Raw genomic sequence first — 22,179 nt, 5'->3', positions numbered from 1 at the left:
ATGGCGCAAGGACCTGCCGAATGCCATCGTGATCGCACTGCGGCATAGAAAAAGGCCGGCGTGCTGGGGCCGGGCTCCCCGGACTCGCCACTTTTTCGAAAGATCAGCCGCGGGCAGATCGCGAAGCTGACGAGGCCGGGAATGCGAGGTCGCGATCCGCTCGGCAGACGATAGAGGCGGCGTGTGTTGAATTTGGTAGATACAACGGGTTTAAGCCGAACAAGGCTCTATGTCTGATAAGGGCCCAGAAGCTGACTTGGCCGAGCTCGCCGTCGACGTCGGCTTCGGGGCCAATACCGGACTCAGTCAATGCAAAGGGAAGCCTATTCGATCACCTCGCGGGCGCGGCCAAGGAGTGACGCGGGCAACTCGAGGTAGGAGCCGAATGCATTGCCGGCTAACGGCAATCGCGATCGGTCCCTGAAGTCGATCAAGCTTTGGCAGCCTACCTCACCATCGCATCGAAAATCAGCGGCGCCAACTCCGTCTCGATCCGCCCGCGGTGCGATGGTGACTGCATCATGCAGAGCACGAACAGATCGTCATTCGGGTCAACAAAGAAAAAGGTGCCGGCCACGCCATCCCATCCATATATGCCTGGCGGCCACGGTCTCTTCGGCTGCGGCGATGTGAGCACGGCAACGCCCAGTCCGAATCCGGCGTGGACTGCCAGAAAATAGACATTGGCGGGTGCGATTCCGCTCCCGGGACCGATTTGGTCCGACGTCATCAGGGCCACCGTCTCCGGCTTCAGATAGCGTCGTCCGTCAAGCGTGCCGCCATTCAGGAGCATCTGCACAAAGCGCGCGTAGTCGCCGGTCGTCCCTACCATTCCGGCACCGCCGGATTCCCAGCGCCTATGCACCATCGGGTCCCTGATTCCGGCAATGGGCGGGTCTATCAGATCATCCGGCAGGAACTGGGCAACCAGCGGGCGCTTCGCCTCGTCCGCGACAAAAAACGCGGTATGGCTCATGCCAAGGGGATCCAGCAGCCGCTCCTTCTCGAACTGAAACAGCGATTGTCCCGAAACCACCTCGATCACCCTCCCGAGTACATCGACGGAATGGCTATAGGTCCACGTCGTGCCCGGCTGCTCGGCGAGCGGCAGGTTCGCCAGGCGCGCAGCGAACTCGGCGTTGTCAAAATCGCCGCCGTAAAGGTCGGCCTGCCGATAGAGTTTTTGCACGGGGCCGTCGCCGTAAAACCCGTAGGTGATACCGGAAGTTTGTCGCATCAGATCGAGTACGGTGATCGGGCGCTTGAGCGGTTCCAGCGTAAACACTGGCTTTCCGGTCGCGTCGGGCATTTCGACGCCGACCTTTACGTCGGCAAAGGCCGGAATGTATTTGGAGAGGGGGTCATCGAGCGACAGCTTGCCGTCGTCGACCAGCATCAGCGCGGCAACCGATGTGATCGGCTTCGACATCGAATAGAACCGAAAGATGGTGTCATCCGTCATCGGTACCTTGGTTGCGACGTCGCGCAGCCCGAATCTTTCATAATAGACTGGCTTTCCATGCTGCTGGATCAACAGGATCGCGCCGGGAATTTTACCGATCGCGATCTCATGTCGTAGATAATCACCGATCCGCTGAAGGCCCGGTTGCGAAAAGCTTCGTGCGGCCGGCGTATCTGCAAACGTGGCGTTCAAACTTGCAGCAACGAGCGCGGCGACGAGCGCGAACGCCACCCACCTTGCCGCCTTGATTCGTTGGCCGGCTCGCGTCAGACTTTCAAAATAGGCCGAGGTACTGCGTGACGAGGATTTGCTAAACATGTGAGCCTCGCTACAATGGCCCCTGTGTCGAGCCGCCGTTATTGCGGTTGCGAACGAGCCTGCTGCTGCTTTTCGCGCTCAGCAACTGAGATCGCTCTGGAAAGATTATCCCGCGGTGCGTTCCGAGCTCGCGGTATCGAGCTTGACACAGATCAACAAAGACCAGCCGCTATCCGCGCTCCTGGCGCTTAGCTCCTCTTGCGTCTCTAGTTAGTTTAGAATGATTTCGTCCGGCGTGGAAGCCATCGCGTGGCGGCTACGCAGACAAACCGGTCGAGCCTTCCTGGCGCCGCTCTTCGGATGAATGCCAAAACTCGTTGGTACTGGCAGTCGTCCTGCCTGCGATGTCCGAGTTGGGTCAAAAGAGGACAACTGCTATCGCAGCAACGATGTCGGCCTTTCGCCAATCGCGGATCTCATGCGATCGATAGCGTTGCACTTGATCGCTCGCTGTTATCGCTGATTTGCCAGAGTTGCCTAAATCGCAATCTGACGCCCGATTTCGACAACCTGATCGCTTGGCAGACTGAAGAAGTCGCTGACATGCACCGCGTTGCGTTCCATCACAGCGAAGATCCGCTCTTGCCAGGCGGGGAGGCCCATACCGTCCTCACGGCCAACTACCGTCTCATGGCCGACATAGTAAGTAACGTCTTCGAGGTCGATCGTGCATCCCAGTGCTTTGCCAATTGCGAGCAATTCAGGAATATGCGGGCGCTCCATGAAGCCATAACGCGCCTCCGCGCGCCAGAAGTTCGGCGCGACTTCCTGCAAGGTGATGCGGTCGCGCGAAGAGACCCACGGCACCGCTTGGATCTCTACCCGCAAAACAAAGAGGTGTTCATGTAACGCGCGGTTGTGCTTGGCGTGCCAGACCATGACAGGCGGCGTATCCCGCTCGGTCCGAGTCAGGAATACGGCTGTGCCGGGGACTCGCGGAATGTTTCTTTTGATGATCCCGGCCATGAACTCCGGGATCGGGATTAGCGCCTCATGTATTCGGGCCGAGACGGCGGCCGCGCCGTGATGCCAGATCCACATCAGACCGTAGACAATGATAGCCAGGATCACGGGCACATATCCTCCCTCGCCGATCTTGGTAAGATTGGCGAGAAAGAAGGCGCTATCGACGACGAGGAAACAACCAGCGACCGAGCCAGCAGCCAACATGCTCCAGCCCCAGATCTCGCGCATCGCAATGAAAAGCAGCACCGAGGTCATGAGCATGGTTAGCGAAACGGCGATGCCGTAGGCCGCGGCCAGATTGTCGGATTTGCCGAAGCCAACAGTCAATCCGATGGTCACGATCATCAGCAGCCAGTTGACCACGCCAACATAGATCTGGCCGTAGCCCTCCGAAGAGGTCTGCTTGATGCGCAGCCGGGGCAACCAGCCAAGCTGGATCGCCTGCCTTGTCATCGAAAAGGCGCCAGTAATGATCGATTGGCTGGCAATGATGGTAGCTACCGTCGCCAGCACGACGAGCGGGATCAACAAGGCATCGGGACAAAGCCTGAAAAAGATATTGCCGTCAGTCGGAGTCCCCTGAAGCACCAGGGCTGCCTGACCGGCATAGTTCAGGATGAGGCTTGGAAAGACGACTGCGAACCAGGCGAGCTTGATCGGGCCCCTGCCGAAATGACCCATATCCGCGTAGAGTGCCTCGGCGCCGGTCACACAGAGAAACACCGCACCCAGCACCAGAAAACCGGTGATCCCATGTGAGAATAGGTAGGACAGACCGTAGACCGGATTGAGTGCGGCGAGCACGGAAGGATGCTGCAGGATGCCCCAAATCCCCATAAGGGCGATCGCGGCAAACCAGACAAGCATGACCGGGCCAAAGAGGTGACCGATCGCGGCCGTTCCTTGCGATTGGATGGCAAAGAGCGCAAGCAGGATTGCAACAGCGGCGGGAACGACATAGGGCTGCACGGCCGGCGTCGCCATGTTTAGACCCTCCAGCGCTGAAAGCACCGAGATCGCTGGCGTAATCGCGCCGTCACCGTAAATCAGCGCCGCCCCAAACAGGCCGAACGCAACGATCGTCGGCCGCCGATGCTTCTTGACGCCCAACAAGGCCATCAAGGCCAGGATGCCGCCCTCGCCGTCATTGTCGACGCGCATGGCGAAAGAGACATATTTTACGGTGGTGATGATGAACAGGGTCCATAACACAAGAGAAAGTGCGCCCAAAACAACGCTTGCGTCCGCCGACTTGTCAGTCGCACCCAAGATGGTCTTGAAGGTATAGAGCGGGCTGGTCCCAATATCGCCGAATACGATACCAAGCGCTGAGAGGCCCAGACTGGGCAGCCGACCCTGCGGGCGTTGTCGTTCGACCTCGACGATCCGGGGTGGCAAGGTATCGCTCAAGCTGTCGTTCCAGGTCGAGACTGAATAATAGGGAATAATAGGCGTTGCCCACGTCGGCATCAATGCATGAACCTAATGCCACATCTGCATCGACCAGCCAATTCCACTCCGGAGACTGCCGGGCGGCCTGTCTAGGGGGAGGCTAGCCGGTCACATGTTGGTCGAGCCAGTTGCGGACAAATTTTTGCGCCGGCCAAATCGCGACCCCGTTTAGTTCGCCCGACATACGCTCATATTGCAGAAGGTCCCGGATCAACAGCATATCGGCGTAGAACCGCAAGGGCGGATTGGGCACATCCCTCCGCTCGAAAGCAATCTCGCTAATAAGATCACGAAGGAGCGAGATGCATTCTGCTTCTTTGGCTTTTCTTGGAATCGGCCGATCTGCAACAGCGCCGTTGCGAGGCAGAATCTACTTCCTCTTTCTGCGGGCTGCCACACACGGCGATTCAAACTAGGCAACGAACGGTTAATTCAGAACGCGGCTCACATACCCCTGCTTCCGATGGGCGTCTTGTGAATACACGTAGAACCGGTACTCACCGATCAGATTGACCATGTCCTGAATCGTCGCATGGATACTCATGGCCGATTACCCCCTCAAAAACGGCTCTGAGCTCAGCCAGTTGGTCGCTTGTTGCCCCCTGCTCCGCATCGGCCCGACTTGTCGGCAAGTCCAGGTAAGCAATAGGCTCATCGAACTGGCTCGCCGTGAAGTCATACCTGCGGTCTTCGATCCGATTGTAGAAATGATCGCCGGCCGGCAGCGGCGTCTTCAGCAACTCGCCGCCGAAAAGCTCATGAACGAGCAGCGACGTGACGTTGCATTGCCCCGCCGCAGGATTGTCCGCCGTCCATTGGCTGGCCCGTCGACAACGACCATGCCTTGCGCAAAGCGCTTTGAACGTCGTCGGGATCGAAGCCCATCGTTCCTCCAGGAACCGCCGTCGCGATGGATAATTCGGATTAAGCGATGATCGCTTTCTGCCACTGTTTTGCCCGACGTGTCAAACGGCTGCGAGGCCACGGCCCAACTCCATCCGCGCGTCATTGCGAGCGCAGCGAAGCAATCCAGAATCTTTCCGCGGAGGGACTCTGGATTGCTTCGCTGCGCTCGCAATGACGATGTGGGAGCAGAGGTGAATCACTTGCCGATGCCATTCCGGATGCTCGCCGTCAGGCCAATCGTCACGTTGGCGCCGACTGCGTGCCGATTGCCTCTTCCCTCCGATTTACCCCAACGCGTCAAGCCGTTGGCCGTCTCCACCGGTCAACGTGCCGTCACCCCGCCTCTACTGTGCATGGGGTTGTTTTGCAGATTTTTGGTTGGCGCCCGATACGCCGCCAAAGAAAGGCCCGGCCTCGCGAACGAGGCCGGGCCATTTGGTCTTGCGACTTGCTCGAGATCAGCCGCGGGTGCGCGAGCGGATCATGAAGCTGTCGTAAGTGTATTCGGCGACCTGCCACCACAGATATTGGTCGGAGCGGTAGGCCTGCATGGCGTCGATCGACTTCTTGAAGTCGGCGTTCTTGGCCGAGATCTCGCCCCACAGCTCGTTGGTCGCCTTGAGGCAGGCCTCGAGCACTTCGTTGGTGAAGGGACGGAGCTGGGTGCCGCCGGCGACCAGACGCTTCAGCGCGCCCGGGTTCTGCATGTCGTAGCGCGCGGCCATCCAGCTGTTGGCGTTGGCCATCGCGTTGGTGAGGATCGCCTGGTAGTTCTTCGGCAGCGAATTCCACTTGTCGAGGTTGGCGAAGGCATGGACCATCGGACCGCCTTCCCAGAAGCCCGGGTAGTAATAGTACTTCGCGACCTTGGCGAAGCCGAGCTTCTCGTCATCGTAGGGGCCGACCCACTCGGCCGCGTCGATGGTGCCCTTCTCCAGCGCCGGATAGATGTCGCCGCCGGCGAGCTGCTGCGGCACCACGCCGACCTTCTGAAGCACCTGCCCGGCGATGCCGCCGATGCGCATCTTCAGGCCCGAGAGATCCGCAACGGTCTTGATCTCCTTGCGGAACCAGCCGCCCATCTGGGTGCCGGTGTTGCCGCAGGGGAAACCGATCACGTTCGATTTCTTGAAGAACTCATTGCCGAGCTGCTCGCCGCCGCCCTGGTACCACCAGGAGTTCTGCTGGCGCGCGTTGAGGCCGAACGGCACCGAGGCGTAGATCGCCCAGGTCGGGTCCTTGCCGACATAGTAGTAGGAGACGGTGTGGCACATCTCGACCGTGCCGTTCGAGGTCGCGTCGAGCGCCTGCAGGCCGGGGACGATTTCGCCGGCGGCGAACATCTGGATCTGGAACTTGTTGTCGGTCATCTCGGCGACGTACTTCGCCACCTGCTCGCCGCCGCCATAGATGGTATCGAGCGACTTCGGGAAGCTCGACGTCATGCGCCACTTGATCTCGGGCGAGGACTGCGCGATCGCTGGCGAGGCCACCGCGGCGGTTGCCGCCGCACCTGCTGCCGACACTTTCAGGAAATCACGACGCTTCATCTTCAGGTCTCTCCTTGCTGGGGCGTTTCCCCGAACTTGCTCTTGACGGCCGCTCGTTCCGGCGACGCGATTTGACGCCGCGTCGAACCGGTGGGGCTTGACTGCCGTGGGCGTTTAACACGGAAGCTACTCGCGCGGAACGCGACAATGGCATGAGGGGGCTCTACGAAAGTCGCATGTCCCCGGAGACGCGCGCTCAGGCCGCGGCAATAACGCCCTTGAGCTGGTCCCGAACCTGTCCCGCAATGGCGCGATAGATCGCCGCATGGGGGCCGTCCGGCTCGCTGTCCACGACGGGATTGCCGGCGTCCGAGGTGGCGCGAATCGCCATGTGCAGCGGGATCTCGCCCAGGAACGGTACTCCGAGCTTCTCGGCCTCGCGGCGCGCCCCGCCATGGCCGAAGATGTCGGATTTCGTGCCGCAATGCGGGCACTGGAAGTAGCTCATGTTCTCGACGATGCCGAGCACGGGCACGTTGACCTTCTTGAACATCGCAAGCCCGCGCCGTGCGTCGATCAGGGACAGGTCCTGCGGGGTCGAGACGATCACGGCGCCCTTCAGCGGCACGTTCTGCGCCAGCGTGAGCTGGGCATCGCCGGTGCCCGGCGGCATGTCGACGACGAGCACGTCGAGCGTGCCCCACGCGACGTCGCGCAGCATCTGCGTCACCGCCGACATCACCATCGGGCCGCGCCAGATCATCGCGGTCTCTTCCTCGACCAGGAAGCCGATCGACATGATGGCGATGCCGAAGCGCCGGAGCGGAATCATTTTTCGCTCGCCGTCCAACTCCGGCTTCTCGTGCAGGCCGGTCAGCCGCGGCACCGAGGGACCGTAGATGTCGGCATCGAGCAGCCCGACCTTGAGGCCGAGGTCGCGCAGGCCCAATGCCAGATTGAGCGCGGTGGTCGATTTGCCGACGCCGCCCTTGCCCGAGGCCACCGCGATCACGGCGGAGACGCCCGGAATTTCGGACTGCCGCGCCATCGGCGATTGACCGCCCTGCGGCGGCTTGTGGGCATGGACCGGCTGCACGCCGGGTGTGCCACGGCTCGGGGTCGGCGGCGGCGGTGCGGCGCCGGCCTTGCGCTCGGCCGTCAAGGCGACCATCGCGGTGGTGACGCCGGGAATGCCGCGTACGGCGGCCTCGGCTTCGGCACGAACGGATTCCCAGGCCCGCGCCTCGGCGGCATCGACATTGATCGAGAAGAACACCTTGCCGTCGGACGCGCTGATCGGGCTCAGCACATTGGCATTGATGAGCGCGACCCCGCGGGGCGATTTGATCCTGGCGAGGCTGTCGAGAACCTGTTGCTGCGTCACGCTCAAAGCGCATCTCCTAGATTTCAGGATGCCCCCATTAGAGCGGAAACGGCCAAAAGGCTACTGCTTGCCGATATCGTCAGCCATCTCGACAGGCGCTGCCCCCTGCTCCTGGGCCGCCTCGTAATTGAGCTCGATCATGACCCCGTTGGGGTCGTGGACGAAGATCTGCCAGAGGTCGCCGCCGGGCACCTGGCGGGAGTCGAATTTCATGCCCTTTGAGGCCAGTCGCTGCTTCATGCCATCGAAGCCGCGGCTGACGAAGGCGACGTGGTGGACCACGCCGGAATCCGGCTTTTGTGGCTCCGAGGTCGGAGAAATATCGACGAGGTGCACCACCGGCTTGCCCTCGCTGTACATCCAGGCCCCCGGGAAGGCGAAATTCGGCCGGGCGCCTTTTTCCAGGCCCAGCACGTCCTCGTAGAAGCGGACCGTCTCGGCCAGATTCCGGGTCCGGATGTTGAAATGATCGAGCACGCCAACGCTCACGCCCAAACCCACACCCATGCTTCGCTCCCTTGTTTTGAAGTCCTTGAGGCCAGCCATCCTAGCACAGGAGGCCGCCAAACGAAGCCGTTGCCCTCCGGCCGCAAGGGTTTATGGTGCGCCCGGTCCGCCCTCAGGCGGAACCTCAGTATCCCGGCTGGCGCCCCTCGCCCGGCTGCAACCGTAAAACTCAAGCTACGGACACACACATGGCTAAAGTCGCTTTCCTCGGTCTCGGCGTGATGGGCTTCCCCATGGCCGGACACCTCGTAAAAAAAGGAGGCCATGAGGTCACCGTCTACAACCGCACCGCCGCCAAGGCGAAGGAGTGGGCGGACAAGTTCGGCGGCAAGACTGCAGCGACCCCGAAGGCCGCGGCCGAAGGCCAGGATTTCGTGATGTGCTGCGTCGGCAACGACAACGACCTGCGCGCAGTCACGATCGGCGCCGACGGCGCCTTTGCCGGCATGAAGAAGGGCGCAACCTTCGTCGATCACACCACTGCTTCCGCCGAAGTCGCGCGCGAGCTCGACGCGGCCGCGACCAAGGCCGGCTTCAAGTTCATCGACGCTCCCGTCTCCGGCGGCCAGGCCGGCGCCGAGAACGGCGTGCTGACGGTGATGTGCGGTGGCGCCGAGGGCGCCTATGCCGGCGCCGAGCCGATCATCACGGGCGCCTACGCGCGGATGTGCAAATTGCTCGGGCCCGCCGGCTCAGGCCAGCTGACCAAGATGGTCAACCAGATCTGCATCGCCGGCCTCGTGCAAGGCCTCTCCGAGGGCATCCACTTCGCCAAGAAGAGTGGCCTCGACGTCGCCGCCGTGATCGAAACCATCTCCAAGGGCGCCGCGCAGTCCTGGCAGATGGAGAACCGCTACAAGACCATGAACGAGGACAAGTACGATTTCGGCTTCGCGGTCGAATGGATGCGCAAGGACCTCTCGATCTCGCTGGCTGAAGCTCGCCGCAACGGCGCCAACCTGCCGGTCACGGCGCTGGTCGACCAGTTCTACGCCGAAGTCGAGAAGATGGGCGGCAAGCGCTGGGATACGTCGAGCCTGCTCGCGCGTCTCAATCGCTAACTTCTGACCAAGTGAACTCCTGACCAAGTGATCCTGTCTTGCTGATCGCGCTCGCCGCAATTTTCGTTCTCGCCTATGCGGCGATCGCGCTCGAACATCCGATCGGGGTCAACAAGAGCGCGTCCGCGCTGTTGGCCGCGGGCCTGCTCTGGACGGTCTACGCGATTTTGACGGGCGACCACGCGGTGGTCGGCCGTCAGCTCGACGAGTCCGTCGCCTCCACCGCGCAGATCGTGTTCTTCCTGATCGGCGCGATGACCATCGTCGAAGTGGTCGACGCCCACGACGGCTTCGAGGTCATCACCTCCCGCATCAGCACGACCAGCCAGGTCAGGCTGATGTGGCTGATCGGCTTCGTGGCGTTCTTTCTGAGCGCGGTCCTGGACAATCTGACCACCACCATCGTGATGGTCTCGCTGGTGCAGCGGCTGATCGCCCGGCGCGAAGACCGACTGGTGTTCGCCTCCCTGATCGTCATCGCCGCAAACGCCGGCGGCGCGTGGACTGTGATCGGCGATGTCACCACCACCATGCTGTGGATCGGCGGGCAGATCTCGCCCTTGAAGATCATGGGCGCGGTGTTCCTGCCCTCGCTGGTCAATCTGCTGGTGCCGCTCGCCTTCCTCGGCTTTTCGTTGAAGGGCAAGACCATCGCGGCGCCGACGAAGGACGACGGATTGCTGGCCGTCGATCGGTTCGAGCGAAACCTGATGTTCTATCTCGGGCTCGGCGTGCTGATCGCGGTACCCGCGTTCAAGACGGCCACGCATCTGCCGCCGTTCATGGGCGTCCTGTTCGGGCTCGGCATCGTGTGGCTGGTTGGCGAGATCGTTCATCGCGACAAGGACGAGCATGTGCGGCGTCCGTTGTCGCTCGCGCATGCACTGACGCGGATCGACATGGGCTCGATCGTGTTCTTCGTCGGCATTTTGCTCGCGGTCGCCAGCCTCGAACATGCCGGCCTGTTGTCCATGCTGGCCAAATGGCTGGACGCCACAATCGGCCGCCAGGACATCATCGTCGTCGTGCTCGGCCTGCTCAGCGCCGTCATCGACAACGTGCCGCTGGTGGCCGCGACCATGGGCATGTACGACCTCGGCCATTATCCGCCCGACAGCTTCCTCTGGGAGTTCATCGCCTATTGCGCCGGGACCGGCGGCTCGATCCTGATCATCGGCTCCGCCGCCGGCGTTGCCGCGATGGGACTCGAGCGGATCGAGTTCCTCTGGTACGCCCGTCGCATCGCCGTGCCCGCGCTTGCGGGCTATCTGGCCGGCGCCGTGGTCTATGTCGCGCAGCATGCGTGGCTGCATTGAGCGGCGGCTGCCGGATTCAAATTAACGCACCGTTAACGTAATTCTTTAGCTCCTTAAGTCACCTCTTAAGGATTTCTTGCCAGAGATAGACAATGCAGAAGGCTCGCGTCCGACGTGGGCAGGAATCGTTGTTGCTTGATGAGTAACCCCGCTGAAAAGCCCGAGGTAGTGCAGCTTCCGGCCGAGCCGGTCAGCCCTCCATCGGCGAGCAGCCGAAGGGCTGCGTCGCAACGGGTGCGCGAGGCGCGCGATAAGTTAACGTCGACCAGCGGTACCCGGCCGGCCTTCGACGCCGAGCTGCTGCGCCAATATGCCCAGACGCGCCTGTCCGCCTCCTATGTCGTGATGCTGCTGGTGGTCGCCACCGGCGTGCTGTTCGGGCTGTGGATGCAGCCGATCCCGGCCGCGGCCTGGACCGCCGGCACGATCTGCCTTCACGCGGCGATGATCCGCAGCTGCCGCCGGTTCCTGGCCGAGCCTGCCTCACCTGCGGCGACACGCACTTGGCGGACACGCTTTGTCGTGCTCGATCTGCTCTACGGCCTCTGCTGGATGGCGATCCTGATTCATCCCGTGCTCGACATGGTCACGGAAACGCTGATGATGTTCCTGATGCTGCTGGTGATCGCAGTGTCGAGCATGCTTGCGGCCAATCTGCCGATCGCAGCGCTTGCCGCCACCGCGCCGGTTGCGGTCGCAATGGCGTTGAGCTTTGCGATGAGCGGTTCGCTCGACAATTACATCCTGGCCGCGCTCGCACTCGCGGCCGAAGGCTATTTCGTGCTGCTGGCGCATCGCCTGCACTCCTCGACCTTCGCCACGCTCGAGGCGCGCGCCGAGAAGGACGCGCTGATCGGCGAGCTCGAACAGGCCAAGGCAATCTCGGACGAGGCGCGCCACCGTGCCGAATCCGCCAACGTCGCCAAATCGCGCTTCCTCGCACAAATGAGCCATGAGCTGCGGACGCCGCTCAACGCCATCCTCGGCTTCTCCGAGGTGATGAAGAGCGAGATCTTTGGCGCGCATGCGGTGCCGGTCTACAAGGAGTATTCGGCGGATATCCATAATTCCGGCGTGCACCTGCTCAACCTCATCAACGAGATCCTCGATCTGTCGCGGATCGAGGCCGGCCGCTACGAATTGAACGAGGAAGCGGTGTCGCTGGTCGGCATCGTCGCCGACTGCCATCACCTGATGAAGCTGCGTGCCTCCAGCCGGGGCATCACCATCCACGAGGTGTTCGAGCAGGCCATGCCGCGGCTCTGGGCCGACGAGCGCGCGATCCGCCAGGTCGTGCTCAACCTGCTCTCCAATTCGATCAAGTTCACCCCGCAAGGCGGCGAGATCTGGCTCAAGGCCGGCTGGACCGCCTCGGGCGGGCAGTATCTGTCGGTGAAGGACTCCGGCTCCGGCATCCCCGAGGACGAGATCCCCGTCGTGCTCGCCTCGTTCGGCCAGGGCTCCAACTCGATCAAATCGGCCGAACAGGGCGCGGGCCTCGGCCTGCCGATCGCCAAGAACCTGATCGATCTGCATGGCGGCACGTTCACGCTGAAGTCCAAGCTGCGCATCGGCACCGAAGTGATCGTCACCTTCCCGCCGGAGCGCGTGATGAGCGCGCTCGCGCCGCTGTCGGAGGAAGCCCCGCCGCTCCAGCCGGAGAGTTCCATGGTGCCTGACGAGAAGCGCCGGCCGCGCCACAGGCCGATCATGAGCGCGGGCACGGGCTCGTAAACACATGCTTGCAGACATGCCCGCCAGTCCTTCACTATGTTCTGATGAGCAAAGAAACGCCGTGCGTCGCCGTTTGCATGATCGATCCCAAGACCAAGCTTTGCTTCGGCTGCGGCCGGACCTTGCCGGAGATCGCGCGCTGGCACGCCATGGAGAGCGCGGAACGGCTCGCGGTGATGGCGTTGTTGCCGGCACGCATGGCGGACGCCGGCCTGCAGCAGATCGCGGGATCGCCGAAACGCGCCTGACCGGCCTGCGTGCCATCGGAGGCGCGCAATGATCCGCTTCCTGCTCGTTCTCATCATGCTCGCCGCCACGGCCGGCGCCGTGGTCGCCTATGGCGATCCCGACCAGATCGCGCGCGCGAGCCACAAGGTCTCGCACATTTTTCACGCGCAAACGGCAACGCCCGCCCCCGCCGTGCAGATCCAGCGCGGCCAGGGCGGCGAATTCGCGCTGCGTGCGAAGATCAATGGCGTCGCTGCGCCGATGGTGATCGATACCGGCGCGACCTCCGTGGTGCTGACCTGGGAAACCGCGCGGGCGATCGGTCTGCCGCTCGAGATGCTCGAATATGACGTCGACCTCGAAACCGCCGGCGGCCACACCAAGGCGGCGCGGCTCACCATCGACCGGCTCGCCGTCGGCCATCTCGTCGAGAAATCGGTGCCGGCCCTCGTCGTCCAGCGCGGACAGATGAAGACCAACCTGCTCGGCATGAGCTTCCTCGACCGCCTGGAGAGCTGGGGTGTGCGGTCCGACACGCTGATGCTCACCGGTTATCCGGAGCTGCAGAGCAGTCACCGCCGCTCGCGCACAGCCCTCGATTGACGGCGAGCCGCGGCGGCGCTCTCTCCGTCCACGCACTGTCACTTCAACCACATCGAATTCGCAAACGAACGCGGCTGCGGCATTTCTGCTATTTACAAACCGCCTGGTCGGTTTATAAAGGAGATATTCCCGGATCAGGGTTGGACGAGCGCCGCTCTGCGTGAGGGAGACGGCCAAGTGGGAGATTGAGAGTGATGACAGCCAGAGCCGCCTTACGTCGCGCGATGCGCACCCTGCCCTTTGCCGCGGCGTTCGCCGCAAGTAGCGCGAGCGCAGCCGATCTGTCGCCGCGTTATGCGGCGCCGGCCTACACAGCACCGCAGCCTGTCTATTCCTGGACCGGTCTCTATGCCGGCCTCAACGCCGGCTACGCCGAAAGCGGCGACAACGCCTTCAACAATCTCGTCGGGGTGAGCGGCGGCAAGGTCAAAGGCGCGTTCGGCGGCGTGCAGATCGGCTACAACTACCAGCTCTCGCCGATGTTCGTGGTCGGCATCGAAAACGATTTCGAAGGCGGAGACATCAAGAACCATGACGCGATCAACAGCGCCGCGGTCAGCCTGCCCTGGTACATGACCGGCCGCGCCCGCGCCGGCATCGCGACGATGGATTCACGGCTGCTGTTCTTCGGGACCGCAGGTCTCGCCACCGGCGAATTGAAGGACGGCCCGATCAACAAGATGAAGATGGGCTGGACCGCGGGTGGCGGGGTGGAATGGGCGTTCCTGCCGAAATGGTCGGCCAAGGCCGAGTATCTCTATACCGAATTCAAGCACGACGACCTGCCGGACTGGAACGCTGCAAAATTCCACAGCTTCCGCGTTGGCGTGAACTACCATTTCGACCTGTTCCGCTGAGCGTGATCGAGAGAGAGTCGGGACTTCGCGATCCGGCTCTTTCTCGTGACTAGGCAGCCTCCGCCGGCGCACGTGCACCAACACGCGCGATCGCATCACGCAAGACGTCGACGCCGGCGCCCGGCTTCACACCGTGCTCGGCGAGATGGCGACGAAAGGCGCGCGCGCCGGGCACGGCGTGGAACGCACCGACGAAGTGGCGCGTGATGGCATGGAGCCGCCTGCCGCGCGCGAGCTGCGCCTCGATATAGGGCATCATCGCCTCGAACGCGTCCTGCATGGTCGCACGCGGTGCCGCCTCGCCGAACAGGTCGGGATCGACCGAGAGCAGCCGCCACGGCTCCTGATAGGCAGCGCGGCCAAGCATGACCCCGTCGACATGCGCAAGATGCGCTTTCGCCTCCTCGACACGCGGAACGCCGCCATTGATGATGACAGGCACATCCGGCATCGCGCGCTTGAGCCGATAGACGCGGTCATAGTCGAGCGGCGGGATGTCGCGGTTCTCCTTCGGCGACAGACCGTTCAGCCAGGCCTTCCGGGCGTGCACGATCAGCGCGTCGCAGCCTGCAGCGACCACCGCGTGCGCCAACGTATCGAGCGCGACTTCGGGATCCTGGTCGTCGATGCCAATGCGGCATTTCACCGTGACGGGAATTGAGACTGCGCGCTTCATCGCGGCGACACATCTCGCGACGAGCTCCGGCTCCGCCATCAGACAGGCGCCGAAGCGTCCGTCCTTCACGCGATCGGACGGGCAGCCGACATTGAGATTGATCTCGTCATAACCAAAACCCTCGCCAATCTGCGCAGCTTCAGCGAGGTCGCGCGGATCCGAGCCGCCAAGCTGCAGCGCCACCGGATGCTCGGTCGCGTCGAAGCCGAGCAGCCGCTCCCGGTCGCCATGAATGATGGCGCCGGTGGTCAGCATCTCCGTATAGAGCAACGCCCGCCGGGTCAGGTGACGGTGGAACACCCGGCAGTGCCGGTCGGTCCAATCCATCATGGGTGCAACGCTGAAGCGTCGACCTAAGTTATTGTTTTCACTTGAATTATTGGAAATAATCGCCTCTTCTTATGTTTGGACCGACAAAGGATCGAAGCGCTTTAGCTAAGAGATTTTCCTATCTTTTCAAAGCGTTGAAATCACCGATTTGCCGGCATGGTCCCTGACGTCACCTGGTTCGGTACAGCATTGCAGTACTGGTAACGGTCAAGCTGTACCGAGCTCCTCGGTCGACAATTCCGGCGTGGGGAGACGCCCGGTCATGTTAGGCATTCCCTGGCTTTCCAACGCACCTCCGAGCACTATCGATCGGAAGGCTTCACCACCAGCAATAGCGGACGATCGCCTCAGACCGGGGACAACGCCGACGGAGATGGCCCAGAAGCCGTGACAGACCATACAATTTGCATAGTTAGCTACGCGCGACCATGACTTGGATCCAGAGCGCTCCTTCTGGAGTCGCGATCATACGCGTCACTGTAACCGGACATACAGTCAACTAGCAGCTTGCGCTCGATGCCTTGCTCCGCGTCGGCCTGGTGAGTTTGCGAGTGAGCAATCGAACGGGAACGCAGCCGGCCCCTTATGTTCGCCGACAGTGGAAGAGCGAATCTTGTACGTTGTTTTTTCGATCTTGGGTTAGACCGGTGTTTGGCGTTCGGGACCTTGGGCCAAACACCCTCTGAAGGTTCTACAGCTGCGCTCGCTTGAGGCGTAGACGTCTCGCAAGGCGCAGTCTCCGCAAAGTAGCTGGTTGCGCAACGCTCGCTTATAGGGAGCGGCTCGCTTTGTATGCATCGAGAAATTCTTTCGAAGAAACCCGATCCGCCAGCGCACGCAGCATGCCGGCTGACTTTGAACCTAGAACAGTCTCGACCCGACCGTTCGCCGCCGCCCAGAGCAGCCGCCCCTCACTAAGGCGCTTTCGACCCGTTTTGGTCAGCACGGCATGCTTGGTCCGTTTGTCGTGCTCGTCGCCGCGTAGCTGCACGAGATCATCCCGCACGAGCGGGCGGAGTGCATAGGTAAGGGCAGAAATGGAAATAGCCATTTCTTCTGCCAGGGCTTGAAGCGCTGAGCCCTTCTGACCGCCCAATTTGTCGATCTGCTGCAGCAATGCGACCTGGGTTGCCTTGAGTTCCGTCGGCGACAGAGCCTCGTCGTAAAGATTGCCCAATTGGCGCGCAGCCCGCCGCAGTGCCGCGTGCGTACACGCGAGATCCTCCAATGCGTCGACCGCGGCTTGGCCCTGATCGGGACCCGAATCATCTTTTCTTGCCATGTTCATTTAAATAGTTGAGCACTGTAGCATTGAAAAGAGCCCCTTGAGTGTTTATCGTTTGAGCACTCAATTGTCTGCGCCCGGTGATCGCGCAAATACTTGAGTACTCAATTAATTGGAGATTCACAATGTCGGACTCAAATTCGCATAAGATTGCCGTTGTTACCGGCGCGTCGTCGGGCATCGGTTCCGTCTACGCCGATCGGCTCGCCAAACGTGGATACGACCTAATGCTCGTGGCGCGTCGTGCCGATCGCCTTCAGGCGCTGGCTGAGAAAATTACTGTCGCTCATGGTCGCAAGGTTGATGTGCTCGCAGCCGACCTTCAGAAGGAGGAAGACCTCGTCCGCGTCGAGGCGGTGCTCTCCTCGAATCCACACATTCGGGTGCTGGTGAACAATGCGGGCATGGCTCGCCTTGGATCCGTGGCAACGGCGCCGGTCAATGACTCCCTCACGCAGATCGCGCTCAACATCACAGCTTTGACCCGGCTTACTCACGCAGTTCTTCCGGGCCTCATCGCAAGAAATCAGGGCGTGATCGTCAACATCGCGTCCGCCCTCGGCATCCAATCGCTACCGATTAGCTCGGTCTATAGCGGTACGAAGGCATACGTATTGAGCTTCAGCCGTGGTCTGCAGGCCGAACTGGCGCAAACGAAGGTGAAGGTTCAGATTGTTCTGCCCGCCGCCACCGCGACCGATATCTGGGACAGCGCCGGACTACCGCTCTCCTCGCTAGATATGAACAAAGTCATGAGTGCGGAGAACCTCGTGGACTCCGCACTTGCCGGCTACGCCAAGGGCGAGATCATCACCTGGCCATCCGTCGGGGACGAGAAGCTTTGGGAAAAATTTGACGCTGCTCGGGCTGAATTATTCGATGCCTCGCAGACCGGAAGGCCCGCCGCTCGTTACGCGGTGGCGTAAGCACGAAGAAGTCAAACGAGTCGAACTAGATTGCAGTCTGCACCTGCGGACCGCAGTCATTCACACACCAAAAGGTATTGGGACCACGAAAACCGAGCTGGAACTGGACATATGAGACTTGATGGAAAGATCGCCGTCATCACAGGCGGAAATTCTGGTATTGGACTGGCGACAGCCAAAACCTTTATTGCCGAGGGCGCCCGAGTGTACATCACGGGGCGTCGCCAGAGCGAACTAGATGCTGCTGTGGCAACACTCGGTCGCAATGCCGTCGCCGTAAACGGCGATGTCTCGAAACCGGCGGATCTTGATCGGCTCTATAGCTTGGTGCGCGAGGAAGTGGGGCATGTCGACATCGTATTTGCTAACGCCGGAATTGCCCGAGTGGCGGCACTTCCCAAGGTGACGGATGATCATGTCGACGCGCTCCTCGACATCAATTTCAAGGGCGTGATCTGGACTGTGCAGAAAGCACTTCCGTTGATGGGCCGCGGCGGCTCCATCATCCTGAACGCTTCGATCGTCGCGAGCAAAGGTTGGGGAGACTGGAGCATCTACAGCGCAACAAAGGCGGCAGTTCGATCGTTCGCACGCACGTGGTCATCCGACCTCAAGGGGCGGGACATTCGCATCAACGCCGTTAGCCCCGGGATCATCGCAACGCCTGGCCATGACAACACCGGCATTCCAAGTTCGGACGTGGAACAGTTCTTCGCTCATGCGGCGACAATCACGCCGCTCGGCCGCGTTGGAAGGGATGACGAGGTTGCAAAGCTCGTTACGTTTCTTGCGTCGGACGAAAGCAGCTTCGTAACTGGAAGCGAATTTTTCGTCGACGGTGGAATAGCACAGATCTGACCGACGCCAAAAGGCTGAAACGACGAGCGTCTCACATCTATCAGAGCTAGAAAAAGGATCTATCATGAGTTCAGCGCGCAAAGTGACCGCTCGAATCATGTCGGCGATCACACTGGATGCAAGCATATGCAGATAATTCCACCGAACGCCTCAAACCAGGAGAATGGGCATGCCCCTCGTTCGCATCGATCTTCGTAAGGGTAAGGACGCCGTATACCGGCAAGAGGTCGGCCGTGTCGTCTATGACGCAATGGTCGGCGTCGGCGTCCCGGAGAACGACCGCTTCCAGATCGTCGCCGAGCACGACGCCGACGATTTCCTCTTCGACCCGAACTATCTCGGCATCGCGCGCACCCAGGACCTCGTCATCATCCAGATTACCTGGAACGAGGGCCGAACGGTCGAGCAGAAGAAGGTGCTCTACAAGGCGATTGCAGACGGACTGGCGAAAGCGCCCGGCATCCGACCGGAAGACGTCTTCATCAATCTCATCGAGGTGAAGAGAGAGAACTGGTCCTTCGGCAACGGCATCGCGCAATACGCGGTCTGAGGCGAAGCACCATCATGGATGCTGTCCAGCCCGTCGAGGCGGAAGTCCTTTCGCGGCGTCACGCCTTCCTGGTGCTCGTCTGCACCTCCGCGCCGTCGTTCATGCTCCAGCTCGATGCGAACATCGTCTCGGTTTCTCTGCCGGCAATCGCCCGCTCGCTGAACGCCGGCTTCGCGGGCATCGAGTGGGTGATCACGGCCTATATGCTGAGCTTCGCCTCTCTGCTCATGCCGGCTGGCGCGCTGGCCGATCGCTTTGGGCGCAAGAAGCTTCTCGTGATCGGCTTGTCGGTCTTTACCTTCGCGTCTTTCCTGTGCGGCTCCGCCCCGAACCTGCCGACGCTGATCGCCGCCCGCGCCCTACAGGGTGCAGGCGCCGCCATGCAGCTCAGCGCGGCGCTCGCCACGCTGTCGCATGCTTTCCAGGGCGAGGCGCGAACCCGAGCCTTTTCATTCTGGGGAGCGGTCGTCGGCATCGGGATCGCTTGCGGGCCGGTAGTCGGCGGGCTCATCACGCAGGCGTTCGGGTGGGAATGGGCCTTCTACGTCAACCTTCCGATCGGCGTCGCGCTGATCGCTCTTATCGCCAAGGTGATCGAATCCTCCCGAGACCCTCATGCCGTGCGCCTCGATCTGCCGGGCGTTGCCTGCTTCGGCAGCTCGCTGTTCCTGACCACGCTTGCGCTTATCGAAGGAAACCATCGCGGCTGGACGGATCGCTGGATACTCGGCGAACTGGCGGCCGCCGCCATTCTCTTCGTCTTCTTCATTGTGGTAGAGCGAGGACAGGCGCGGCCGATGCTCGACCTGTCCTATTTTCGTAAGCCGACCTATCTCGGCGCGAACCTGGCACAGCTCTCTTTTTCGGCTGGCATGCTCACCATGCTGACCTTCGTGCCGATCTTCCTACAGAGCGGTCTGGGTCATGCCTCGGCGGTCGCGGGGCTAATGATGCTGCCTATGGTCGTGCCGCTTTTCATCGTCCCGCGCATCGTGTCGCAGCACTTGGCGCATCGCTTATCCGGGCGTGCGCTCCTGACGCTTGGCCTTTTCCTCGTGTGTCTCGGCCTGTTCTGCTTCGCCGCCGTGGTGCGCGAACTCGCCTACGCCCCGATGATCGGAGGGATGCTCGTCACGGGCATCGGCGCCGGCCTGCTCAACGGCGAGACCACGAAGGTCGGCATGACAGTGATCCCAAAGGAACGCTCCGGTATGGCGTCAGGCGTTTCGGGCACGGTGCGCTTCACCGGGCTTGTCATCGGCATCGCCGCCCTGGGCGTGGTGCTGTATGGCCGTGTGGCAGTAGTCATCGCCCATGCGCTGCCGCAAGCGAACACCACCGACCGGCAGGCGCTTGTGCAGGCGATCACCGCAGGCCATTTCCCGGCGGCGACATTGTCCGGCAGTGATCCGGCCGCTGCGAAGGCGCTTGCCCTCGCCAGCTTCGCCAGCGGCTACCAATGGCTGTTCCTCGCTGGGGCTGTCTTCATGGTGATCTCCACCATTCTCACCTGGCTTCTGGTCAGCGCCGATGAAACGCCGCCCGTCTCAGCACCAGCTCAAAGAGCGGTTCGGTGACAAACTTGAGCTCGACAAACTTGGAGCGTCACTAGTTCTAAAAAATAGGAATGAGGGAAGCGGGCTTCGCGAAAGCTCGTCGGAATCGACGCCAGCGAGCTGGTCACATCAGGATCGTTGAAGACCTGGGTCGCGGCTGGCGCATCGCTGAAGGCGTATTGCAGCGACTGGAAGTAAGGCCGATAGAGCGCGTTGGCGATTTCCGTCGAGCTGATGCTGGCGAAATCGGTCGCCCCTTGCCCTGGCGCGCCGATCAGCACGCCGCCATAGGAGAAGATCGTATTGTTCCCGGCCAGTGCTGTTCCGTCTCCGCCGCTGCCGAAACCTTGCTGCCCGATCTGGGAGAACTGACTCAAGGTCACACCGAGCCAGGAGTTCGTGATAGGGCCGGTCGGTTGACCCACTAATGGTTGGACGATCTGCTGCAGCTGAGCTTGGTCGATCGTCGCGCCATTAGTTGGCGCTGGAGCCTTTCCTTGGCTTTGTAACGTCTGGTATAGTGAAAAATCGTTTGAGTTGCCGAAACTAGCGGTTGTGCCGTCAGAGTAAGTTACTTTCACACCGACGGAAGTACCAGCGTCGCCATCTCCTGTCGGAAACGTCACCGTATTCTCGGTCCGCTTCACACCGTTGATGGTCGGAGTCGGCAGGGTCTTATCAATAGTTGCCCGAAGGAATCCGTCGATCGAGTCGTTCCACCAGTGCTCTTCAGTACCATCAGCCAATGTGACGTCGATCCCCCCAGTAGGATCACTTGGGGTCACGAGGTGCTGTCGGACCGAGACGGGCTGAGGTGTCCCGTCTTGGAAGAAACTCAACCCCGTGCTTCCGTTCCCATTGGGACGTCCATCTAATCCAAAGATGCCGAGGAATCCCCCAGAGCCCCCGGCGCGGGAGTTCGGGCATAAACCAACACTTGGCCGTCCTTCCCGACGAACAGTGAAACATCTCTCCCGCTCGGAATACCTCCGCCTACCGGCAGCGGTTGCAGCAAATCAATGTCAAGGTGCTGAGGATAACTACTGAAGGCCTGCTGAAAATTGGCAATGAAGGCCGCTGCATCCGGTGAATTAATATCGCCCCATTTTGCTATCGCATAACGCTGCGCATCGCTCTGCGCGACTTTCGAGGTGAAAATGAGATTACCTGGGATGTCCAGCAAGTTTGTAATAGTTCGCCCGCCTATTGACGCTGCATTTACAGCATCTGGCGCAAAGACCGACTTGACATACGCCTGACCTGCCGAATCATCGACGTCCGGGAAGTGGGCCTTATAATCATCATATCCCTGCCGAATGGCGCGTTCATTCGCCGCCGGCAACGATTTGCTAGTTCCACCGAGATTTACAATAGACGCCATTTGAAGGGCGACGTCCAAGCTAATGCCTGCCGCTGCGGCGCTTAAACCGTAGCCATAGTTGCCCGCGTCAGTAAATCTTGGGTCGAAACCACCCGACACGCCTGCTTGACGTTGCGGGTCTCCACTGCCGCCGGGCGGAAAGTGACGAACGAACCATGCACTTACAGCCGACGCTCCTATTGTCGCTTGGTAATGGGCAGCATCGATCTGTTGCTGCAAACTGTAATTCTGCTGCGGAACGAGAAGCGGCCGACCATTCACGATGATCGGAGTCCCATCTGGGTAGGTCGCTAGTACCGCGTTCCCGAAAAATGTAATAGTATCCGCCATTTT

At 61.2% G+C, this 22,179-nt stretch carries 20 protein-coding genes; 10 read left to right on the top strand and 10 right to left on the bottom strand.

Annotated features, from left to right (window positions below; all coding sequences use genetic code 11):
• Positions 1 to 445: 445 nt before the first annotated feature.
• The 6 genes from ACP2YP_RS16400 to ACP2YP_RS16375 form a co-directional block, all read right to left on the bottom strand.
• On the bottom strand, positions 446 to 1,780 hold the full coding sequence (locus tag ACP2YP_RS16400; RefSeq protein WP_426425344.1) for a serine hydrolase domain-containing protein: 1,335 nt from the start codon (positions 1,778 to 1,780) through the stop codon (positions 446 to 448).
• A 477-nt stretch (positions 1,781 to 2,257) separates the two neighbouring features.
• Entirely contained in the window at positions 2,258 to 4,156 is a 1,899-nt protein-coding gene (locus ACP2YP_RS16395) for a potassium transporter Kup (RefSeq protein WP_426425343.1), read from the bottom strand.
• 539 nt (positions 4,157 to 4,695) lie between these two features.
• Positions 4,696 to 4,968, bottom strand: coding sequence for a YunG family protein (locus ACP2YP_RS16390; protein ID WP_426426171.1), 273 nt, complete (start codon positions 4,966 to 4,968; stop codon positions 4,696 to 4,698).
• Positions 4,969 to 5,562: 594 nt separating this feature from the next.
• Positions 5,563 to 6,654, bottom strand: coding sequence for a TRAP transporter substrate-binding protein (locus ACP2YP_RS16385; RefSeq protein ID WP_426425342.1), 1,092 nt, complete (start codon positions 6,652 to 6,654; stop codon positions 5,563 to 5,565).
• A 196-nt stretch (positions 6,655 to 6,850) separates the two neighbouring features.
• Entirely contained in the window at positions 6,851 to 7,984 is a 1,134-nt protein-coding gene (locus ACP2YP_RS16380) for an Mrp/NBP35 family ATP-binding protein (protein ID WP_426425341.1), read from the bottom strand.
• 54 nt (positions 7,985 to 8,038) lie between these two features.
• Entirely contained in the window at positions 8,039 to 8,485 is a 447-nt protein-coding gene (locus ACP2YP_RS16375) for a VOC family protein (protein WP_426425340.1), read from the bottom strand.
• A 188-nt stretch (positions 8,486 to 8,673) separates the two neighbouring features.
• Here ACP2YP_RS16375 and ACP2YP_RS16370 point away from each other — a divergent pair, with 188 nt between their 5' ends.
• The 6 genes from ACP2YP_RS16370 to ACP2YP_RS16345 all read left to right on the top strand — a co-directional run bounded on the left by ACP2YP_RS16370 (position 8,674) and on the right by ACP2YP_RS16345 (position 14,284).
• On the top strand, positions 8,674 to 9,546 hold the full coding sequence (locus tag ACP2YP_RS16370) for an NAD(P)-dependent oxidoreductase (protein WP_426425338.1): 873 nt from the start codon (positions 8,674 to 8,676) through the stop codon (positions 9,544 to 9,546).
• Positions 9,547 to 9,584: 38 nt separating this feature from the next.
• Positions 9,585 to 10,862: a sodium:proton antiporter NhaD gene (gene nhaD, locus ACP2YP_RS16365; RefSeq protein WP_426425337.1), complete on the top strand. Its 1,278-nt coding sequence runs from the start codon at positions 9,585 to 9,587 to the stop codon at positions 10,860 to 10,862.
• Positions 10,863 to 11,000: 138 nt separating this feature from the next.
• Positions 11,001 to 12,596 carry a sensor histidine kinase gene (locus tag ACP2YP_RS16360; protein ID WP_426425336.1) on the top strand — a complete coding sequence of 532 codons (1,596 nt, stop codon included), beginning with the start codon at positions 11,001 to 11,003 and terminating at the stop codon, positions 12,594 to 12,596.
• Positions 12,597 to 12,640: 44 nt separating this feature from the next.
• Positions 12,641 to 12,844, top strand: coding sequence for a DUF1289 domain-containing protein (locus tag ACP2YP_RS16355; protein WP_426425335.1), 204 nt, complete (start codon positions 12,641 to 12,643; stop codon positions 12,842 to 12,844).
• 28 nt (positions 12,845 to 12,872) lie between these two features.
• Positions 12,873 to 13,427 carry a TIGR02281 family clan AA aspartic protease gene (locus ACP2YP_RS16350; protein ID WP_426425334.1) on the top strand — a complete coding sequence of 185 codons (555 nt, stop codon included), beginning with the start codon at positions 12,873 to 12,875 and terminating at the stop codon, positions 13,425 to 13,427.
• 194 nt (positions 13,428 to 13,621) lie between these two features.
• On the top strand, positions 13,622 to 14,284 hold the full coding sequence (locus ACP2YP_RS16345; protein WP_426425332.1) for an outer membrane protein: 663 nt from the start codon (positions 13,622 to 13,624) through the stop codon (positions 14,282 to 14,284).
• 49 nt (positions 14,285 to 14,333) lie between these two features.
• Here the strand turns inward: ACP2YP_RS16345 and dusA are convergent, their stop codons facing one another.
• On the bottom strand, positions 14,334 to 15,290 hold the full coding sequence (gene dusA / locus ACP2YP_RS16340) for a tRNA dihydrouridine(20/20a) synthase DusA (RefSeq protein ID WP_426425330.1): 957 nt from the start codon (positions 15,288 to 15,290) through the stop codon (positions 14,334 to 14,336).
• 769 nt (positions 15,291 to 16,059) lie between these two features.
• The gene (locus ACP2YP_RS16335) at positions 16,060 to 16,578 is read right to left on the bottom strand and encodes a MarR family winged helix-turn-helix transcriptional regulator (RefSeq protein WP_426425329.1); all 519 of its coding nucleotides are present in this window, start codon (positions 16,576 to 16,578) and stop codon (positions 16,060 to 16,062) included.
• 122 nt (positions 16,579 to 16,700) lie between these two features.
• Here ACP2YP_RS16335 and ACP2YP_RS16330 point away from each other — a divergent pair, with 122 nt between their 5' ends.
• The 4 genes from ACP2YP_RS16330 to ACP2YP_RS16315 all read left to right on the top strand — a co-directional run bounded on the left by ACP2YP_RS16330 (position 16,701) and on the right by ACP2YP_RS16315 (position 20,486).
• Positions 16,701 to 17,501, top strand: coding sequence for an SDR family NAD(P)-dependent oxidoreductase (locus ACP2YP_RS16330; RefSeq protein ID WP_426425328.1), 801 nt, complete (start codon positions 16,701 to 16,703; stop codon positions 17,499 to 17,501).
• A gap of 111 nt (positions 17,502 to 17,612) precedes the next feature.
• Positions 17,613 to 18,359, top strand: a complete 747-nt coding sequence (locus ACP2YP_RS16325; protein WP_426425327.1) for an SDR family oxidoreductase — start codon at positions 17,613 to 17,615, stop codon at positions 18,357 to 18,359.
• A gap of 169 nt (positions 18,360 to 18,528) precedes the next feature.
• On the top strand, positions 18,529 to 18,909 hold the full coding sequence (locus tag ACP2YP_RS16320; RefSeq protein WP_426425326.1) for a tautomerase family protein: 381 nt from the start codon (positions 18,529 to 18,531) through the stop codon (positions 18,907 to 18,909).
• A 14-nt stretch (positions 18,910 to 18,923) separates the two neighbouring features.
• The gene (locus ACP2YP_RS16315; protein WP_426425324.1) at positions 18,924 to 20,486 is read left to right on the top strand and encodes an MFS transporter; all 1,563 of its coding nucleotides are present in this window, start codon (positions 18,924 to 18,926) and stop codon (positions 20,484 to 20,486) included.
• Here the strand turns inward: ACP2YP_RS16315 and ACP2YP_RS16310 are convergent.
• Positions 20,468 to 21,211: a hypothetical protein gene (locus tag ACP2YP_RS16310; protein WP_426425323.1), complete on the bottom strand. Its 744-nt coding sequence runs from the start codon at positions 21,209 to 21,211 to the stop codon at positions 20,468 to 20,470. The two genes, ACP2YP_RS16315 and ACP2YP_RS16310, sit on opposite strands and share 19 nt — an antisense overlap.
• Before the next feature lie 125 nt (positions 21,212 to 21,336).
• Positions 21,337 to 22,176, bottom strand: coding sequence for a hypothetical protein (locus ACP2YP_RS16305; RefSeq protein ID WP_426425322.1), 840 nt, complete (start codon positions 22,174 to 22,176; stop codon positions 21,337 to 21,339).
• Positions 22,177 to 22,179 lie beyond the last annotated feature (3 nt).

Source organism: Bradyrhizobium genosp. A (genome assembly GCF_049949275.1).
Lineage (GTDB): Bacteria > Pseudomonadota > Alphaproteobacteria > Rhizobiales > Xanthobacteraceae > Bradyrhizobium.
Note: the sequence above shows the minus strand (reverse complement) of the source record. Positions and strands in the feature narration are given on the sequence as shown.

What these genes read in the sequence shown, in the direction of transcription:
- ACP2YP_RS16400 (WP_426425344.1), bottom strand. Translation starts at nt 1,780, where the DNA reads ATGTTTAGCAAATCCTCGTCACGCAGTACCTCGGCCTATTTTGAAAGT.
- ACP2YP_RS16385 (WP_426425342.1), bottom strand. Translation starts at nt 6,654, where the DNA reads ATGAAGCGTCGTGATTTCCTGAAAGTGTCGGCAGCAGGTGCGGCGGCA.
- ACP2YP_RS16375 (WP_426425340.1), bottom strand. Translation starts at nt 8,485, where the DNA reads ATGGGTGTGGGTTTGGGCGTGAGCGTTGGCGTGCTCGATCATTTCAAC.
- ACP2YP_RS16370 (WP_426425338.1), top strand. Translation starts at nt 8,674, where the DNA reads ATGGCTAAAGTCGCTTTCCTCGGTCTCGGCGTGATGGGCTTCCCCATG.
- ACP2YP_RS16360 (WP_426425336.1), top strand. Translation starts at nt 11,001, where the DNA reads ATGAGTAACCCCGCTGAAAAGCCCGAGGTAGTGCAGCTTCCGGCCGAG.
- ACP2YP_RS16355 (WP_426425335.1), top strand. Translation starts at nt 12,641, where the DNA reads ATGAGCAAAGAAACGCCGTGCGTCGCCGTTTGCATGATCGATCCCAAG.
- ACP2YP_RS16350 (WP_426425334.1), top strand. Translation starts at nt 12,873, where the DNA reads ATGATCCGCTTCCTGCTCGTTCTCATCATGCTCGCCGCCACGGCCGGC.
- ACP2YP_RS16345 (WP_426425332.1), top strand. Translation starts at nt 13,622, where the DNA reads ATGACAGCCAGAGCCGCCTTACGTCGCGCGATGCGCACCCTGCCCTTT.
- dusA (WP_426425330.1), bottom strand. Translation starts at nt 15,290, where the DNA reads ATGATGGATTGGACCGACCGGCACTGCCGGGTGTTCCACCGTCACCTG.
- ACP2YP_RS16335 (WP_426425329.1), bottom strand. Translation starts at nt 16,578, where the DNA reads ATGAACATGGCAAGAAAAGATGATTCGGGTCCCGATCAGGGCCAAGCC.
- ACP2YP_RS16330 (WP_426425328.1), top strand. Translation starts at nt 16,701, where the DNA reads ATGTCGGACTCAAATTCGCATAAGATTGCCGTTGTTACCGGCGCGTCG.
- ACP2YP_RS16325 (WP_426425327.1), top strand. Translation starts at nt 17,613, where the DNA reads ATGAGACTTGATGGAAAGATCGCCGTCATCACAGGCGGAAATTCTGGT.
- ACP2YP_RS16320 (WP_426425326.1), top strand. Translation starts at nt 18,529, where the DNA reads ATGCCCCTCGTTCGCATCGATCTTCGTAAGGGTAAGGACGCCGTATAC.
- ACP2YP_RS16315 (WP_426425324.1), top strand. Translation starts at nt 18,924, where the DNA reads ATGGATGCTGTCCAGCCCGTCGAGGCGGAAGTCCTTTCGCGGCGTCAC.
- ACP2YP_RS16305 (WP_426425322.1), bottom strand. Translation starts at nt 22,176, where the DNA reads ATGGCGGATACTATTACATTTTTCGGGAACGCGGTACTAGCGACCTAC.